This is a genomic window from Nonomuraea sp. NPDC049028, assembly GCF_043197735.1.
Classification (GTDB): domain Bacteria; phylum Actinomycetota; class Actinomycetes; order Streptosporangiales; family Streptosporangiaceae; genus Nonomuraea.
The window spans coordinates 401290-418195 of the sequence record NZ_JBICTR010000002.1; the positions used below are offsets into that span (position 1 = coordinate 401290).

18 protein-coding genes are annotated in these 16906 nt (G+C 72.0%); all 18 read left to right on the forward strand.

Annotated elements, in window-relative coordinates:
- Positions 1-8: 8 nt before the first annotated feature.
- Entirely contained in the window at positions 9-788 is a 780-nt protein-coding gene (locus tag ACGFJ2_RS08170) for a 3-oxoacyl-ACP reductase family protein (RefSeq protein ID WP_357647233.1), read from the forward strand.
- A gap of 172 nt (positions 789-960) precedes the next feature.
- Positions 961-1251: an acyl carrier protein gene (locus ACGFJ2_RS08175; protein ID WP_225290089.1), complete on the forward strand. Its 291-nt coding sequence runs from the start codon at positions 961-963 to the stop codon at positions 1249-1251.
- Positions 1248-1733, forward strand: coding sequence for a 3-hydroxyacyl-ACP dehydratase FabZ (fabZ, locus tag ACGFJ2_RS08180; protein ID WP_393465999.1), 486 nt, complete (start codon positions 1248-1250; stop codon positions 1731-1733). The genes ACGFJ2_RS08175 and fabZ overlap by 4 nt, the downstream gene beginning before the upstream one ends.
- A gap of 3 nt (positions 1734-1736) precedes the next feature.
- Positions 1737-2801: a glycine cleavage T C-terminal barrel domain-containing protein gene (locus tag ACGFJ2_RS08185; protein ID WP_357942039.1), complete on the forward strand. Its 1065-nt coding sequence runs from the start codon at positions 1737-1739 to the stop codon at positions 2799-2801.
- A 25-nt stretch (positions 2802-2826) separates the two neighbouring features.
- A complete protein-coding gene (locus tag ACGFJ2_RS08190; protein WP_393466002.1) occupies positions 2827-5073 on the forward strand; it encodes a beta-ketoacyl synthase N-terminal-like domain-containing protein in 2247 nt (748 codons plus the stop codon).
- Positions 5070-5834 carry a nitroreductase family protein gene (locus ACGFJ2_RS08195; protein ID WP_358177336.1) on the forward strand — a complete coding sequence of 255 codons (765 nt, stop codon included), beginning with the start codon at positions 5070-5072 and terminating at the stop codon, positions 5832-5834. Before ACGFJ2_RS08190 ends, ACGFJ2_RS08195 begins: the two co-directional genes overlap by 4 nt.
- Complete coding sequence (locus tag ACGFJ2_RS08200) at positions 5831-7072, forward strand: FAD-dependent oxidoreductase (RefSeq protein WP_357942045.1); 1242 nt, start codon at positions 5831-5833, stop codon at positions 7070-7072. The genes ACGFJ2_RS08195 and ACGFJ2_RS08200 overlap by 4 nt, the downstream gene beginning before the upstream one ends.
- Positions 7069-7935 carry an alpha/beta fold hydrolase gene (locus ACGFJ2_RS08205; protein WP_393466006.1) on the forward strand — a complete coding sequence of 289 codons (867 nt, stop codon included), beginning with the start codon at positions 7069-7071 and terminating at the stop codon, positions 7933-7935. The genes ACGFJ2_RS08200 and ACGFJ2_RS08205 overlap by 4 nt, the downstream gene beginning before the upstream one ends.
- 52 nt (positions 7936-7987) lie before the next feature.
- Positions 7988-8893 (forward strand): ACP S-malonyltransferase, encoded by a 906-nt coding sequence (locus ACGFJ2_RS08210; RefSeq protein ID WP_393466009.1) that lies wholly within the window; start codon positions 7988-7990, stop codon positions 8891-8893.
- The gene (locus ACGFJ2_RS08215; RefSeq protein WP_357942051.1) at positions 8890-9315 is read left to right on the forward strand and encodes a phosphopantetheinyl transferase; all 426 of its coding nucleotides are present in this window, start codon (positions 8890-8892) and stop codon (positions 9313-9315) included. The genes ACGFJ2_RS08210 and ACGFJ2_RS08215 overlap by 4 nt, the downstream gene beginning before the upstream one ends.
- 1 nt (position 9316) lies before the next feature.
- Positions 9317-10177 (forward strand): nuclear transport factor 2 family protein, encoded by an 861-nt coding sequence (locus ACGFJ2_RS08220; RefSeq protein WP_393466012.1) that lies wholly within the window; start codon positions 9317-9319, stop codon positions 10175-10177.
- Between the two features lie 11 nt (positions 10178-10188).
- Positions 10189-10977 (forward strand): alpha/beta fold hydrolase, encoded by a 789-nt coding sequence (locus ACGFJ2_RS08225; RefSeq protein WP_393466015.1) that lies wholly within the window; start codon positions 10189-10191, stop codon positions 10975-10977.
- A 56-nt stretch (positions 10978-11033) separates the two neighbouring features.
- Positions 11034-11588: a hypothetical protein gene (locus tag ACGFJ2_RS08230; protein WP_393466018.1), complete on the forward strand. Its 555-nt coding sequence runs from the start codon at positions 11034-11036 to the stop codon at positions 11586-11588.
- The gene (locus tag ACGFJ2_RS08235; protein ID WP_393466021.1) at positions 11576-12571 is read left to right on the forward strand and encodes a nitrous oxide reductase family maturation protein NosD; all 996 of its coding nucleotides are present in this window, start codon (positions 11576-11578) and stop codon (positions 12569-12571) included. Before ACGFJ2_RS08230 ends, ACGFJ2_RS08235 begins: the two co-directional genes overlap by 13 nt.
- On the forward strand, positions 12568-13506 hold the full coding sequence (locus ACGFJ2_RS08240) for an ABC transporter ATP-binding protein (protein ID WP_357942061.1): 939 nt from the start codon (positions 12568-12570) through the stop codon (positions 13504-13506). The genes ACGFJ2_RS08235 and ACGFJ2_RS08240 overlap by 4 nt, the downstream gene beginning before the upstream one ends.
- A 2-nt stretch (positions 13507-13508) precedes the next feature.
- Positions 13509-14687 (forward strand): ABC transporter permease, encoded by a 1179-nt coding sequence (locus ACGFJ2_RS08245; protein ID WP_358177356.1) that lies wholly within the window; start codon positions 13509-13511, stop codon positions 14685-14687.
- Positions 14684-15862 carry an ABC transporter permease gene (locus tag ACGFJ2_RS08250; RefSeq protein WP_358177358.1) on the forward strand — a complete coding sequence of 393 codons (1179 nt, stop codon included), beginning with the start codon at positions 14684-14686 and terminating at the stop codon, positions 15860-15862. Before ACGFJ2_RS08245 ends, ACGFJ2_RS08250 begins: the two co-directional genes overlap by 4 nt.
- A gap of 26 nt (positions 15863-15888) precedes the next feature.
- Positions 15889-16887, forward strand: a complete 999-nt coding sequence (locus ACGFJ2_RS08255; RefSeq protein WP_393466026.1) for a hypothetical protein — start codon at positions 15889-15891, stop codon at positions 16885-16887.
- Positions 16888-16906: the final 19 nt, after the last annotated feature.

The window sequence follows — 16906 nt, forward strand, 5'->3', positions numbered from 1 at the left end:
TGTTTGGTATGCGCATTGTCAAACCCCTGGAGACGATGATGCTCTTTGCCGAAGGCTCCGTGGCCCTGGTTACGGGCGGGTCGCGCGGCATCGGCCGGGCGGTCGCGCTCGACCTGGCCCGGGAGGGTGCCCACGTCGTGGTCAACTACGCCCGTTCGGAGGCGGACGCCGAGGAGGTCGTCGCCCTGATCGGGAAAGAGGGCGGCAGCGCGACGGCCGTGCGCGCCGACGTAACGGACGAGGCCGAGGTACGGCGGATGTTCCAGGGTGTACGAGCCGATCACGGCCGCCTGGACGTGCTGGTGACGAGCGCCGGCATCACGCTGGACCGCTATCTCGTCGCCATGAGCCTGGAGCAGTTCCGCGGGCCCATCGACACCAACGTCACCGGCACCTTCCTGACCTGCCGGGAGGCGCTGCGCATCATGCAGCACCAGCGGCGGGGCGCGATCGTGACCGTGTCCTCGACCAGCGGGCTGGACGGCGGCTTCCCCGGCCAGACGAACTACGTGGCCTCCAAGGGCGCGATCATCGCCTTCACCCAGGCGCTGTCGAACGAGGCGGCCCCGCACGGGATCCGGGCCAACGTGGTGGCGCCCGGGTTCGTGACCACCGACATGACGCGGAAGGTGCCCGCCAAGATCAGGAAGGACTACGAGACGCGCATCCGGCTGGGCCGCATGGGCCGGCCGGAGGAGATCGCGACGATCGTGAGCTTCCTCGCTTCCGACAAGGCGTCGTACATGTCCGGCGCGGTGGTGGTCGCCCACGGCGGCGGCCTCGGCTGACCCGCCGCGGCGCGAGTCCACCCGCCGCGAAACCACCCGCTGAGCCCCACTCGCTGAGTCCCCGCTTGCTGAGCCCCCGCTTGCTGAGCCCACCCGCTGTGAGCCGATCCCGGCACGAACCGTGAACCAGTCCCCGACCGCAAGCCCCTGTCACGAGGCACATGGAGGATGGATGACCCTCGACCAGCTCCGCGCGAAGGCCGCCGAGCGCCGGCAGACGTGCACCCAGATCAAGAAGATGATCGTGTCCCGGCTCGACCTGGAGATCGAGCCGGACTGGATCACCGACGACCAGCCGCTCTTCGGGCGCGGCCTCGAACTCGACAGCCTCGACGTCCTGGAGTTGTACGTCGCCATCGAGGCCGAGTTCGGCGTGGCGCTGTACGACAGCGAGATGGCCGTCTTCGGCTCGGTGTCGCGGCTGGCGGACGAGGTCAATCCCGCTCTGCGGGCGACGCCATGACGATCGGCGCCACCCAGCTCGCCGCGGCCACGGCGACCGGGCTGAACCATGACCAGATCAGGCAGGTGCTCCCGCACCGCTGGCCGATGCTGCTGCTCGACCGGGTCAGCAGGGTGGAGCCGGGCGTCAAGGGCACCGCGACCAAGAACGTCGCCGGGACCGAACTCTGGTTCCAGGGCCACTTCCCGACCGCGGCCGTGCTGCCCGGCATCGTGATCATCGAAGCGCTGGCCCAGCTCGCCGGGGTGGTCTTCGCCCTGGCGGGCGCGAGCGAGATCAGCTACCTGGCCGGGGTCAGGTCGATGCGGTTCCGCCGTCCCGTCGTCCCCGGCGACCAGCTGACCCTGTCGGCCGAGCGGACCGGGGGCGGCGCCGGGTTCGCCGAGTACCGGGTGTCGGCGCGGGTGGACGGCCAGGTCGCCGCCGAAGGAAACCTCACGATCGCCGATCCGGCGGGTCAACGTTCCGTACGAAAGGTGTGAAGCATGGCAACCGTCCTCGCGAACTTGCATCCGGAGGGCACCGTCTACGGCGAGGTGGGTGACAGCTCGGTCCCGCTGCGCTTCTCCGAGTCGGCCGACGAGTACCGGGTGCTCAGGGAGCGCGCCGCCGTCCTCGACCTGGGCGGGAACCGCCTCATCGAGATCACCGGGCCCGCGGCCGTGGACTTCGCGCAGCGGCTGCTCGCCCGCGACGTGGAGTACCTCACCTCGGAGCGCTGCATGATGAGCCTGGTCCTGGACGAGTCCGGGCAGGTCGTCGACCAGGTGCTGGCCTTCGGCCGGGAGAACGGGATCCTGCTGGAGAGCTCCTGCGGCGCCGGTACGCGCCTGCTGGAGCACCTGGAGGAGCACAACGACGAGGGCGTGGTGATCACCGACCGGTCGGCCGACCTCACGGTCCTGGCCCTGGAGGGGCCGTACGCCTGGGGCGTGGTCGGGCGGCTGATCGACGGCGAGCTGGCCTCGCTGCCGTTCGAGTCGGTGGTGGAGACCGAGTGGAACGGCACCGAGATCATCTTCGCCCGGACCGGCTTTACCGGCGAGTACGGCTACCAGATGATCGTGCCCATCGAGTCCGCGGCCGAGCTGTGGTGCCAGGCGCTGGAGCACGCGGGAGCGGCCGGCCAGGAGGCCCTGGAGCTGGCCATGCTGGAGGTACGCCAGCCGATCCCGCGCCACGAGGCGACGGCGGGTGCGAGCGTGATCGAGATCGGCGCCAACTGGCTGGTCGACGTCACCAAGGACGAGTTCGTCGGCAGGGAGGCGGTGCTGGCGGCGTTCGAGTCGGGCCAGGGCCGCCGCACGGTCGGCTTCACCGGCGGCGACGCCATCCCCGAGGCGGGCGCCAGGGTGCTGGCGGGCGGCCAGGACATCGGCGAGGTGGTGCACGCGGTGCACAGCGCCGGTCTGGGCGCCACGCTCGGGCTGGCCAGGGTCGACGCCGAGCTGGCCGCCGCCGGTCTGGACTTCACCGTGGACGGCGTCGAGGTGACCACGCTGACCAGCCCGTACATCGTGCCCAAGAGCTGGAGCATCCCGATCATCTGATCGGCCTTCTGAGAAGGAGACAAGCATGGCGCTGCGGCCTGTCGTCGTCACCGGCCTGGGCATCATCTGTGCGATCGGCCGCGATCCCGCGGAGTTCTGGCAGCGGCTCGTGTCGGGCACCGGCGGTCTCACGCCGGTCCTGGACGAGAACTTCGCGGTGTTCGAGGCGCGGCACGCGGGCCAGGTACCCGACGAGTGGATCGACGGAGGGCTACCGGACTCCGACGCCGGCCTGGACCGTACCGCCCGGCTCGCGCTGATCGCCGCCCGCCAGGCGATCGAGCAGGCGGGCCTGACCGGTGCGGACCCCGACCGGTTCGGCATCATCCTCGGCAAGTGCCAGGCGACCCCCGACGCCGTGGGCCGCTACCAGCCCATGCACCGCACCGAGGACGTGGTCGCGGACCGGCTCGGCATGCGCGGTCCGCGCATCCTGGTGTCCACCGCCTGCGCGGCGGGCGGCAACGCCGTCGGGCTCGCCAAGGACAAGATCCTCACCGGCGAGGCCGACGTCGTCCTGGCCGGGGGTGTGGACCCGCTGCTGTTCGGCACGTACGCGGGCTTCGCCGGGCTCAAGGCGCTCAGCACCGGCCCGTGCCGCCCGTACAGCCACTCCGACGGGCTCAACCTCGGCGAGGGAGCGGCGTTCCTGCTGCTGGAGCCGCTGGACCGGGCGCTCGCGAGAGGCGCCACGCCGCTGGCTGAGGTCGCCGGCTACGGCCTGTCGGCCGACGCCTACCACGCCACCGCACCCGACCCCACCGGGCGGGGAGGGGCGAGCGCGGTACGGCGGGCGCTCGCGGACGCGGGCCTGACCACGGACGACGTGGGCTACGTGAGCGGCCACGGCACCGGCACCCCCGCCAACGACGCCATGGAGGCCAAGGTCATGCGGGTGGTGTTCGGCGAGCGGGCCGGACGGGTGCCCACCAGCAGCATCAAGTCGTTCGTCGGCCACACGCTGGGCGCCGCGGGCGCGGTGGAGGCCGTCGCGAGCGTGCTGGCCCTGCGGCACGGCACGGCGCCGCCCACCATCGGCTTCGACGCCGACGCCGTACCAGGTGACCTGGACTTCGTGCCCAACGTGGCACGGGAACTGCCGATCGACACCGTGGTGTCGAACAACTACGCGTTCGGCGGCAACAACGTCTCGCTCGTGCTGACGACGCCACGGGCCGCGCGGGAGTACGACGAGCTGCCGGAGGCGGCGGCCGTGATCACCGGGCTTGGACCCGTCACCGGGCTGGGCACCGGCATCGGCGAGGTGACCGAGGCGATCGTCGCCGGGCGCCAGGCGGCCGGGCAGGCGCCGTCGCTCGACGGGCGGACGTTCGCGCCGCGCTCGCTGTGGCGGCACATGAACCACCTGTCCAGGATGGCTATCGCCGCCTCCCGGCTGGCCTGGGAGGACGCCGGGCTGCAGCTGCCCAGGAAGGAGCTCGACGACGTCGGGCTGGTGTTCGCCACGGGCGCCGGGTCGGCGGAGAGCACCGGCGGGTTCGACGAGAGCATCGCCGCCAACCCGAACAAACCGGCCGTGCTGAGCTTCTCCAACGTCGTGCTGAACGCCACCGGCGGCGCGGTCTGCCAGACGCTCGGCCTGCGCGGGCCCACCACCACGATCTGCAACGGCGGCGCCTCGGCCTCGATCGCCCTCGACTGCGCGCTGGAGATGATCAGGGCGGGCAAGGCGGACGTGGTGCTGGTGGTCGCGGCCGACGAGACGGTCACCACGACCGTCGGGGACGCTGTGGTGTCGCCGTACGACCGGCGGCACTCCGGCACGGTTCCCGGGTCGGCGGCGGTGGCCTTCCTGGTGGAGTCGGCCGAGCACTGCACGAGACGCGGCGGTCGGCCGTACGCCCGGGTCATGGGGACCGGCCACGCGAGCGGCGGGGATCTGGTGGCGCGGGTGCTCGCCCGGCTGCCCGGTGCCCGGCCCGAGCTGGTGGTCGGTGCGGGCACCGGGGTCCCTGGCGACGCCGAGGAGTCGGCCGCCGTGCTGACGGCTCTGCCCGACGCCGTGCTCACCGCGTCGGCGGGACTCACCGGCGACTGCCAGGCCGCCACCGGCGCCATGAACATCGCCATGGCCGCCCTGGCGATCCGCGACGGGATCGCGCCCGCCCTCACCGGGCTCGTCGAGCCGCACGCGGGCGAGCCGACTTCGTACGTGACCAAGCCGGACCTGCCCGACCCGATCGGCCAGGCGCTGGTGCTGACCGCCGCGCCCGGCTCGGTGCGCGGGGCCGTACTGCTGGGGGCGCCATGACTGTGATCCTGAAGTCGGAGGTCCTCGGCCCCGCGCAGGCACCGCCCTTCGACGTGGCCGAGACGGACCGGCTGCTGACCACCACCCGGTCGGTGCGGCGGCGGCTCGACCTGGACCGGCCCGTGCCCCGCGAGGTCGTACAGGAGGCTCTAGAGGTCGCCGTCCAGGCCCCGACAGCCAACAACCACCAGAACTGGCGCTGGCTGGTCATCACCGATCCGGCGGTCAAGGAGCGGATCGCCGAGATGATCTCGACGTCCTGGACGTTCCACCGCAACGACATGTGGACGAACGCGGGCAGACGCCGCAACAACCGGCAGGCCCGCAAGAACTACGACTCGGCCGAGGCGCTGGTCGAGACCATCGGGCGGGTGCCCGTCCTGGTCATGCCCTGTGTCCTGGGCCGCCCGCCGGACATCGAGGCCATCAACACGGCCTGGGACCGGCGGATGGCCGACAAGGTCCCCGAGGACCCGGGTCACCTGGTCCAGCACGGCCCGATGCGGGCGAGCATCTTCTACGGCTCCATCTTCCCGGCGATCTGGTCGTTCCAGCTGGCACTGCGCAGCCGGGGGCTCGGCAGCACGATCACCTGCATGCACGTCCCCCACGAGCGTCAGGTGGGCGAGCTGCTCGGCATCCCGACCGGGGTCACCCAGGTGTGCCTGATCCCGGTCGCCTACACGCTCGGCACCGAGTTCCGGCCGGCGGATCGGTACGGGGCCCACGAACGTACGTACTGGGAGAGGTGGGAGGCATGACCGTCGACTACGCCGACGTCGTCATTGCCGGAGGCGGCATCGCGGGCGCCTCGGCGGCCTGCAAGCTGGCCGCCGGCGGGCTGTCCGTCGTGCTGCTGGAGAAGCAGGAGGAGTACCGGGACCTGGTCCGCGGCGAGTGGCTGGCCCCCTGGGGGATCAGGGAGGCGCAGCGGCTGGGCGTCTACGACTGCTTCGGGGCGGGCGGCGGCTGGGAGATCCGGGAGTGGATGACCTGGGACGAGGCCGTCACCGAGGACGAGGTCGAAGCGGTGGACATGACCCGCTTCATCCCCGGCATCGGCGGGCCGATGTCGTTCCCGCACCACCAGGTGTGCGAGCTGATGGCGGCGCAGGCCGTGGACAGCGGCGCCCGGCTGGTGCTGGACGCGGCCCGGGTCACCGTCACGCCGGGTCGCGAGCCGGTGGTGACCTACCAGACCGAAGAGGGCCCGCAGGAGATCCGGGCCAGGATGGTGCTCGGCGCGACGGGCCGGGGCAACACCGTCGGCCGTCAGATCGGCGTCCGGATGCGCAACTCCATGCACCACTGGGGCGGCGGCATGATGGTCGAGGGCATGGACGGCTGGCCCGCCGACGTCCAGGCCATGGGCACCGAAGGCGACGTCATGTTCATGGTCTTCCCCCAGGGCTATGGCCGGGCCCGCCTCTACCTGAACTTCCCCACGGTCAACAAGCTCCGCTACCGCGGCCCCGGCGGCGTCGAGCGTTTCCTGGCCGCCTTCGAGCTCGACTGCCTGCCCGACAGGGGCAAGGCGGTGACCGAGGCGGTCCCGGCGGGCCCGCTGTCGGTGTGGCCGTCGGTGTCCAGCGTTCCCGAGGGGCCGCCGCTGACCGAGGGCGTGGTGCTGATCGGCGACGAGGCCGGCAACGCCGACACCGTGCTCGGCACCGGGCTCTCCTGCGCCCTGCGCGACTCCCGTACCGTCTGCGACATCCTGCTCGGCGGCGACGACTGGTCGCCCGCGGCGTTCGCGCCGTACCTGGAGGAGCGGGACTTCCGCCTGGAGCGCCTCGACTTCGGCGCGTCGATCATCAGCAGGCTGCACGTGGAGTTCGGGCCCGCGGCCACCGAGCGGCGGCGCCGGGTCCGCAAGCTCATGGCCAAGAACTTCGCCGCGCAGGTGACCGGGCTGCTCAACATGGTCGCCCCCGAGGACGTGCCGGAGTTCGGTTTCAGCGAGTTCTTCGCCGAGCGGTTGTTCAGGGAGACGGCATGAACAAGAAGAGAGTCCAGGTCAACGACGTCGAACTCGCCTACGTGGACGAGGGCGAAGGCGATCCCGTCGTCCTGCTGCACGGCTTCCCCGACTCCTCCTACCTGTGGCGGCACCAGATCCCGGCCCTGGTCGAGGGCGGTTTCCGGGTGATCGCGCCGGACCTGCGCGGCTTCGGCGACTCCGGCAAGCCGCAGGAGATCGAGGCGTACGGGATGCAGACGATCGTCAACGACGTCGTCGCCCTGACCATGAAGCTCGGCATCCGCCGGCCGCACATCGTCGGCCACGACTGGGGCGCGGCCATCGCCTGGATGTACGCCTTCCTGATGCCCCGCAGGCTCGACCACCTCGCGGTGCTGTCGGTCGGGCACCCGGGCGTCTTCGCCACTCCTTCGCTGGAGCAGCGGGCGGCCTCCTGGTACATGCTCTTCTACCAGTTCCCCGGCGTGAGCGAGGAGCTGCTGCGGCGCAACGGTTGGCGGCTGTTCAAGGAGATCATGGGCCGCGACGGCGACTACGACCGTTACCTGCGCGACCTGGCCCGGCCCGGCGCCCTGACGGCGGGCCTGAACTGGTACCGCGCCAACCGCTCGCCCGAGGCCGAGCTGCGGCCGGCCCGCCCCTTCCCGCCCGTGCTGGCGCCCACGCTCGGCATCTGGGGAGCGGGGGACAAGGCGCTGCTGGAGGAGGGCATGTCGGCCTCCGGCAAGTACGTGAAGGGGCCCTGGCGCTACGAGCGCGTCGAGGACGCGGGCCACTGGCTCCCGCTCGACGCCCCCGATGAGGTGAACAAGCTGCTCCTCGGCTTCCTCGGCACCGAGCAGGCCGCGCACGAGGAGAGGCGACCGCGCAGGCGGCTGTAGGCGAAAGGAGAGTTTGGGCGAGAGGGAGTTTAGGCGAAAGGAGTGCTGCGCAATGCTTGGATTTCTCTTCCCAGGACAAGGCACGGTCCGTGTCGGTATGGGTGCGTGGCTGCGTCGCAGACCCGTGGCGCGAGCGCGGCTCGACGAGGTTGACGCGCTGCTCGCACAGCCCATCACCCCGCTGTGCGCTCGCGGGCCGCTGGAGCGGCTGGTGGCGACCGAGCACGCGCAGGTCGCGGTGACCGCGTGCAACCTGGCGGCGCTGGCCGTGCTGCTGGAGGAGGGATTCGAGCCGCTCGTGGTCGCCGGGCACAGCGTCGGCGAGCTGAGCGCGCTGCACGCGGCGGGCGTGCTCACGCTCGCCGACACTGTACGGCTGGTCGAGCTCAGGTCCCGGCTGATGGCCGAGGTCAGCGACACGGGCGGGATGCACGCGGTGATGGGGCTGCCGGTCGAGGACGTCGAGGCGCTGGCCGCCGAGGCGGGCTCCGCGGACGAGCCGCTGGTCGTGGGCCTGGAGAACGCGCCCGGCCATGTGGTGGTCTCCGGCGCGCTGCCGGCCCTGGACCGGCTGGGCAAGCTCGCCACCCGGGCCAGCAAGATCGTGCCGCTGCGGGTGGGCAACGCCTTCCACTCACCGCTGATGGCGGCGGCCGTTCCCGCCTGGGCCGAGGCGGTGCGGGCCGCGCCGATGAGCGAGCCCCTCGTACCCGTGGTCCCGAACGTGACCGGCGAGCCCACCACCGACCTCGCCACGCTCAGGGACGCGCTGATCGCCCAGCTCACCGGCCGGGTCCGGTGGACGGACACGGTGAACGCGGTGGAGGAGTTCGCCCCCGGCGTCGAGGTGGGCGACAGCAAGGTACTCGCGGGCCTGTCGCGCCGGGCGGGCGCGCGCTGCCTGAGCCTGGCCGAGCCCGCCACCCTCCGGCGATTGTCCAGGGAGATCGCGGCATGAACCGGTGGGGCAGCGCGATGGTCGGCTTCGCCGGGCTCTCCCGGCCTCAGGAGCTGGTCGGCGACATGCGCCTCGAAGAGGTGTACACGGCGGCCGAGCGCCTCAGGTCCGGGTACGGCCGCACGCTCCAGCACTGGGCCGGGCGTCTGGCGGGCAAGTACGCGGTGCTCCGCCTCCTCGGTGTCTCTCCTACGGCCGAGCACCTCGGCCAGGCGGAGGTGCTGCCCAGGCCCACCGCCAACTGCGCGAAGACCGCCGTCTGCCACACCGGGCACCCGCCGGCCGTCCGGCTCGCCGGGGCGCTGCGCGCGGCGGCGGGGTCCGGCCAGCAGATCCGGCTCTCGCTCAGCCACACCGACGGCAAGGTGCTCGCGGTGGCCGTCGCCTCCGCGCGCCTGCCCGAAGACGAAGACGAGGCATGACATGGACGCCAGGAAGGCCGCCGAGCGGCACCTTGAGGCGTGGCAGGCCGGTGACCCCGAGGCAGTGGCCGCCACCGCCGCCTCCTACAGCGACCCCGATTCCGGCGGTGAGTTGAGCGGGGCCGCGCTGGCCGCCCACGCCGCCGCCGCGCTGGCCCGCTTCCAGCGGCCGGAATTCGTCGTGGACGAGGTCATCGGCGACGGCGAGGCCGTCACGCTGTGGTGGACGCTCCAGGCCGACCACCGCGCCCCCTACCTGGGCATGCCGGCGGTCGGCGGGAGCGTCGGCGTCCAGGGGAGCGACCTGGTGACCCTCGGCCCGGACGGTCCGCGCGTGCGGCGCCGCTTCGACCGGCTGGCGGTCGCGGAGGCGCTCGGCTACTCGGCCCGGTTCGTGCCGGCGGCCGACGCGGAGACGGGCGGGGTCAGGCAGTTCGGCGTCAGCGCGCGCGTCCCCAGCGGGCGCACCGAGCCGCCGGGCGTACTGACCCTGACCTGGCTGGAGGTCCGCGACGACGCGGAGGCGGCGGACGTGGACCTGCTCAGCGTGGAGGTCGTCAAGTCGCTGCGGGCTTCCAAGGGCTTCCTCGGCCTGGCGACGTTCGACGTCGGCGACCGCAAGTTCACCGTGACCGCCTTCGACCGGCCCGAGTCCGTCCGCGCGGTGCACGCCCGGCCGCACCAGCGGAGCATGCGCCGCTTCTTCAAGGGCGGCCTGTGCACCCGGGTGCTCACCAGCGTCTGGATCCCCTCCGACATCCGTGAGTACGCCCGCTGCCCCGACTGCGACACCGTCCTCCGGGTCGGACCGGACGCCGCCTGCGGCTGCGGGTGGATCCCGGGCGACGCCTCCCTACTGTGACTGGAGCCTTCATGTCCGACTTCACCACCGAGCACCGGCTCGGCGACCGCGAGGGCGGGCCCGCCGTGGTCTTCATGTCCGCGCTGTTCGCCGGCGGCTGGATCTGGGAGCACCCCTACCGCTACCTGGCGGAGGCCGGCGTGCCGGTGCTGCGTACGCACGAGGCGATCTGCGCGCTCGACCGCCGGGTGGCCGGCTCGATCGAGCGGCTCGGCGACGCGCTGCTGCACGCCTGCGACGAGGCCGGCGTCGAGGATCTGGTCCTCTGCGCCAACTCGCTCGGCGGCCTGGTCGCCATCGACCTGGCCGGCCGCCGCCCCGAGCGGATCAAGGGCATCGTGGTGAGCGGCGCCCCCGGACTGACCCCCGACCCCGACGTCGGGCTGAGCTTCGACCGCCGGGCCAGCGTGCAGCCGTTCGGCGACGACTTCGGCGTCCGCATGGTGTCCGCGCTCTTCCACGGTACGGAGCTCTACTTCACGCGGGCGCAGATGGACGAGGTCGGCACCATGCTCCGGCAGCCGGAGTCCATGGTCAGCATGGCCCGCAGCCTCAAGGCCACCCGCCGCTACCAGGTCAAGCCGGCCCTGGACAAGGTCCGCTGCCCGTCCCTGTACGTCTGGGGCAGGCACGACCGGATGACGCCGGTCGGCCCTTGGCTGGAGCTGCTGGCCGACTATCCGCAGAACGACGTGGTGGTGGTCGAGGAGAGCGGGCACATTCCGATGATCGAGCGGCCGGACGAGTACAACGCGGTGCTCGAACCATTCGTGGCCCGCTGCGCGAAGGTCGCGGCATGACGCTGTCTGGCGGGCAACAGCTTATGCGGCCGGCCACCCCTCCCATGTTCCCTCCCGTGCTGGTCGGGGTGGACATTGTGGACGCGGACCGGCTCGCCAGGGCGGCCGGGCGCGGTGGTGCCGTGTTCACCGAGCACCTCACCACGCCCGCCGAGCGCGAGCTGGGCGCTGAGGAGGTGGCCTTCTCCGTCAAGGAGAGCTTCATCAAGGCGGTGGGCGGGCGTCCGCCCGGCTTCACCTGGCACGACTTCGAGGCCCGCGCCGGGCGGCCCGCCGCCTGGGCGCGGCGGCTGCTCGACGAGGCGGCCGCGGAGCTGACCGCCTCGACCGGGCTCGCGCTGACGGGCGGCTCGTCCTTCGCCGTCCGGGGTGCGAGCGAGCAGGCGGCCCTGGTACGGCTGGCGCCGCGCCGGAGCCGGGTGGCCGGGGCGGCCCGGTGGGGGATGGGCGCGGGGCTGCTCGTCTCCCTGGCCATCGTGTACGCCGACGGTCTCGGCGACGGTGATGGCGACGTGTATGCCGACAGCATCGGCGACGGATACGCCGACGGTGACGGCGACGTCTACGGCGGTTTCGGCGACAGGGAGGGAGACCCAGGATGTCCCAGGTGAAGCCCGGTGAATCGATCCAGCGGGCGCTGGACGAGGCGGGCGCCGGAGCGACGATCGAGCTGGCGGCGGGCATGTACGCGGAGAACGTCTGGATCAGGCACCACGGCGTGACGCTGACCGGCGCCGGGGCGGGCCGTACGGTGCTGGTCCCGGGAGACGCCGTCCCGGCGGGGATCCCGAAGCTGCACGACGCGGCGGCGGACGTCATCAGCGGCATCAGCCTGCACGGCGTCCGCGACGTCACGATAGCCGGGCTGAGCGTGCGCGGCTCGACCGGCGCGGGGATCTACGCCCACACCGTGACCGGCCTGACCGTACGGAACGTCGAGACGGCCGGCAACGCCGTCTGGGGCGTCTACGTGCGCGAGTCGAGCCGATGCGAGGTGACCGGCTGCACCACGTCAGGCAGCCAGTACGGCGGCATCGCGCTCAGCTTCTGCCCCGAGGCCGATGGCCTGGTGGCGGACAACGAGAGCTTCGCCAACGCCTTCGGGATCTTCGTCGACAACTCCTCCCGCGTCCGGGTGCTGCGCAACTCCTGCCACGGCAACGCCGCCGGGCTGCTGATGCTCAACCAGACCTACGAGGGCGAGCCCGACGGCGGCGTGCGCGACTGCCTCGTCTCGGGCAACGACCTGTACGGCAACGGCCTGGCCGCGGGCGGCGACGCCCCCGACGCGCTGGGGGCCGCGGGCCCGCCGATCTCCGGTGTGGGCCTGGCGCTGATCGGGACGCACCGGGTCAGCGTCGTGGACAACCGGATCCACGACAACCATCCCAGCGGCGAGTCGGTCATGGGCGCCGCGTTCGTCATGGGCTCGTCCAAGGACTGGGGAGGCGACGACGCCGTGGACAACCACATCCTGTGGAACCGGGTGACCGGCAACAGCCCGCTCGACCACCAGCTCGGCGTCGACCTGGAACGCCAGGTCTGCGCGGGCAACACCAGCGACAAGGGCGAGCCGGACGGGTGGGGCCGATGACCGCCACCCTGGCATGTACCGGCCTGAGCAAGCGGTTCGGCGACGTGCTCGCCGTACAGGACGTGGGGTTCGCCATCGCCCCCGGCGAGGCGTATGGCCTGCTCGGGCCGAACGGCGCGGGCAAGACGACCACGATCTCCATGCTCGTCGGCCTGCTCAAGCCCGGCACCGGGAACGTGACGGTATGCGGCACGGACCTCGCCGCCGAGCCGCTGGCGGCCAAGGCGAAGATCGGCTACGTACCGCAGGAGATCGCGCTCTACCCGGAGCTGACCGGGCGGGAGAACCTGCGCTTCTTCGGCCGGCTGTTCGGCCTGCCGCGACGGGAGCTGGCGGCGCGCATCAGCGAAGTGCTCGACCTGGTCGGGCTTTCCGATCGGGCCGACGGCAAGCTCGGCACGTACTCGGGCGGCATGAAGCGGCGGATCAACATCGGCGCGGCCCTGCTGCACCGGCCCGAGGTGCTCATCCTCGACGAGCCGACCGTCGGCGTCGACCCGCAGAGCCGCAAGGCCATCCTCGACGGCGTGGAACGGCTGGTCGCCGACGGCATGGCCCTGCTCTACACCTCGCACTACATGGAGGAGGTCGAGCGGGTCTGCGACCGGGTCGGGATCATCGACCACGGCCGGATCGTCGCCGAGGGCACCCGCCACGAGCTCGTGGCCATGGTCGGCAGCGCCGACAAGATCGAGCTGATCCTGGACGGCGACGTGGACGGCGCGTTCGACAAGCTCCAGGCGCTGGAAGGCGTCGTCGAGGCGGTCAGGACCGGCACCGGCTCGGTGCGGCTGCTCGCGGAAGGCGGCCGGTACGTGCTGCCCGCGATCATCACCGCCGTGGACGGCCGCGCCACCGTGACCGCCGTCGAGGTCATCGAACCCGACCTGGAGGCCACTTTCCTCCACCTCACCGGCAGCAAGCTGCGGGACTGATCATGCTGAGACCCCTTCTGTCCGTCGCCGCGCTGGAACTGCGTACCCGCCTACGCGATGGAACGGCCCTGGTGGTCGCGCTGATCGTGCCCATCGCGCTGGCCACCCTGTTCGGCCTCGCCCTGGGCGGGGACGACCCGCCGCTACGGGCCACGATCGGCTTCGTCGACCTCGACCGCGGCGAGTTCTCCGCCAGTGTGCGGCGGGAGGTCATGTCCAACGAGCAGCTCAAGGGCACGCTGACGCTGCGCGACCTGCCCAGCAGGCAGGAGGCGCAGCGCTCGCTCGACGCCGGTGACATCGGGTCGGCCATCGTGTTCCCGCAGGGGTTCACGAAGAGCGTCGGCGCGGGCTCGGGCGGTCAGGTCGCGGTGCTCACCTCCGCCGAGTCGCCGCTGGCCGGCGTGGTGGCGAACGCCATCGTCGACCGCATCTCCTCGGTGGTGGACGCCCGCACGCTCGCGGTCCGCGCCTCGCTGGCGTACGGCGTGCCCGGTGACCGGGTGAAGGAGCTGGTGGAGCGTAACGGCGCCGCCGGGCCCGGACTGAGCCTGGCCGACGACCCCATGGAGGGCGGCAAGATCGACCTGTCGGTGTACTACGGCTCCGGCATGGCCGCCCTGTTCGCCTTCTTCGTGGTGGGCGCCTCGTTCAGGAGCCTGCTCACCGAGCGGCGGCAGGGCACGCTCGACCGGATGCGGGCCGGGCCGATCCCGCAGTGGACGCCGATCGCCGGCAAGGCCATGGTGGGGTTCGGGCTGGGCGTGGTCAGCGTCGTCGCCACCTGGGCGTCCTCCTCGCTCATCTTCGGCACCAGCTGGGGTGACCCGGTGGCGGTCTTCGCGCTGCTGGTCGCGCACGTGCTCGCCGCCGCCGCGATCACCATGCTGGTGGCCAGCCGGGCCAAGACCGACGCCCAGGCCGACGGGGTGACCATGGTCGTCTCGTTCGTGATGGCGTTCTTCGGCGGCAGCCTGGTGCCGCTGTACAACCTGCCCGGCTTCCTGCAGAAGGTGGCGCTGCTCACCCCGAACGGCTGGACGTCGACCGGGCTGATCCGGCTCGCGGGCTCCGGCGGGGGACTGACCACGGTGATCGTCCCGATCGGCGTGCTGTGCGCGATCGCGCTGGTGGCGGGCGGCCTGGCCGCGGCCGGCTTCAGGAAGGGGCTGCTCGGATGAGGCCACAAGAGGCCGTGCGGATTCGGATCAGGCCACGTCCCATCCTCGCGCTGGTGGCGGCGAACCTGCGCCGGCTCTCCCGCGACAAGGTCGGCCTGTTCTTCATGGTGATCATGCCGTTCGTCAACATCGTGTTCGTCGGCATGGCGCTCGGCGGGGGCGCCGTGGGGGCGGCCAAGCTGCCCGTCGGCGTCGTGGCCGATGGCTCCGACCCCCTCTCGGCCGCCGTGCTCAAGGAGCTGCGCGCGCACCCCGACCTCGCCATCACGACCGTGGCGACCAAGCAGGACCTCCAGTCGGGCGTACGCGAAGGGTCCCTCGCCGCCGGGCTGGTGATCCCGGCCGGCTCGACCAAGCTCGAACTCGTCATGACCCAGATGAACGGCAGCGGCATGGCGGCCCGCAGCGCCGTGGACGTCGCGGTCGGCCGGGTGGCCGCCGTACTCGAGGCCACCAGGGCCGTCGAGGCCGCGGGCGCCACGCCCGCGCAGGCCGCCGCGCGCGTGCGCGAGGCACAGGCCGACTCGGGCCGCGTCGCGGTCGTCGGCTCCGGTACGCCCGGCGCCACACCCAGGGGTTTCGCCTACACGGCCCCGGCCAACCTGCTGCTGTTCACCTTCATCAACTCCATGGCCGTGGCCGCCGCGCTCGCCGAGAGCAGGCGGCTCGGGATGATCCAGCGCGCGCTCACCGCCCCTGTCAGGCGCCGGTCGGTGCTCGCGGGGGAGGCGCTGAGCAGGTTCGTCGTGGCCGTCGCGCAGTCGCTGTTGATCATGGTGGTCAGCTCGCTGGTGTTCGGCGTGTCGTGGGGTGACCCGCTGGGCGTCGCCGCGGTGGTCGGCTCGTTCTCGCTGGTGGCGACCGGTGCCGCGATCCTGGTCGGCAGCCTCGTACGCTCGCCCTCGCAGGCGCCCGCCATCGGCCCGCCGCTGGGCATCGTGCTCGGCATGCTGGGCGGCTGCCTGTGGCCCAGGGAGTCGGCGGGCGACTTCCTCAACTCGCTCGGCTATCTGTTCCCGCACGCCTGGGGCATGGACGCGCTGCTGGCGCTGACCAAGCCGGGCACGGGCATCGGCACGGTGCTCCCCGAGGTGGCCGTGCTCTCCGGGATGGCGGCGGCGCTGCTCGGCCTGTCGCTGTTCCTGTTCAACCGCCGCACCCGAACCTTCACCTGAGAGTTCCGTTGAGTTGATGGGAGACCATGATGACGACTATTCCGTTCTTTCCGGGAATGGCCCCAGTGGGCGGCGACCACGCCACCGACGTTTATCGTTACGCGGCCCGCAAGGGCGCGATCGAGGCGCTTGAGGTGGCCGCCGTCGATCTCGGCATTGGCCTGCATGAGATGCACGAGGCGGTGGCCCATCTGGTGGAGAACCGGCTGCTCATGATGGAGGACAGGGCGGGCCGCCGGTTCGTCCCCGTGGATCCCGAGGTGGCCGCGGCTTCGCTGGTCTCCTCCGTCGAACGGGAGATCTACCAGCGCCGGGAGCTGATCGACCAGATCCGCGAGCGGATCAGCGTGTTCCGGCAGGACTACACCGGCGGGACCTCGGCGCCCAGCGCGATCGAGTATCTGGTGGGGTCGATGGAGGTCCGGGGCTTCCTCAAGACGGCCGGCGACTCGTGCCGGGACGAGGTGCTGGTGCTCCAGTCGAGCTTGACGGACGCGGACGAGCTGTCGCAGGCGTACTCACCGCTGCTCGGGCGGGGGATCACCGTGCGCATCATCTGCCAGCACCGCAACCGGGCCGATCTCGCCACCCGGATGCGGATGAAGAAGCTGACCGACGCGGGGGCCTCGGTGTGCACCGTCAGCCACATCCCGCGCTCGGCCGTGGTGTTCGACCGGTCGCTGGTGGTGCTGTTCGGGCTGTCGGACGGGGAGACCAACGTGGCGCGGGTGCACAACCACGGGGTCGCGCAGTTCCTGCTGGACCTGTTCAACCACCTGTGGGAGACGGCCACGCCGCTGGAGGGCGTCGAGGCCGGGTACGCCGACGTGGCCGACGACCTGCAGCAGGCCATCGCGGCGCTGATGGCCAAGGGCTACACCGACGAGGTCGTGGCACGCAAGCTGGGCATGTCGGTACGCAGCTGCCGCCGGCACATCGCCACCCTGATGCGCGACCTCGACGCGACCAGCCGATTCCAGGCCGGGGTGCAGGCGGCCAGGAAGTTCCTGCCCAACGGGGCATGACAAGTGTTCGGTCGTCTGT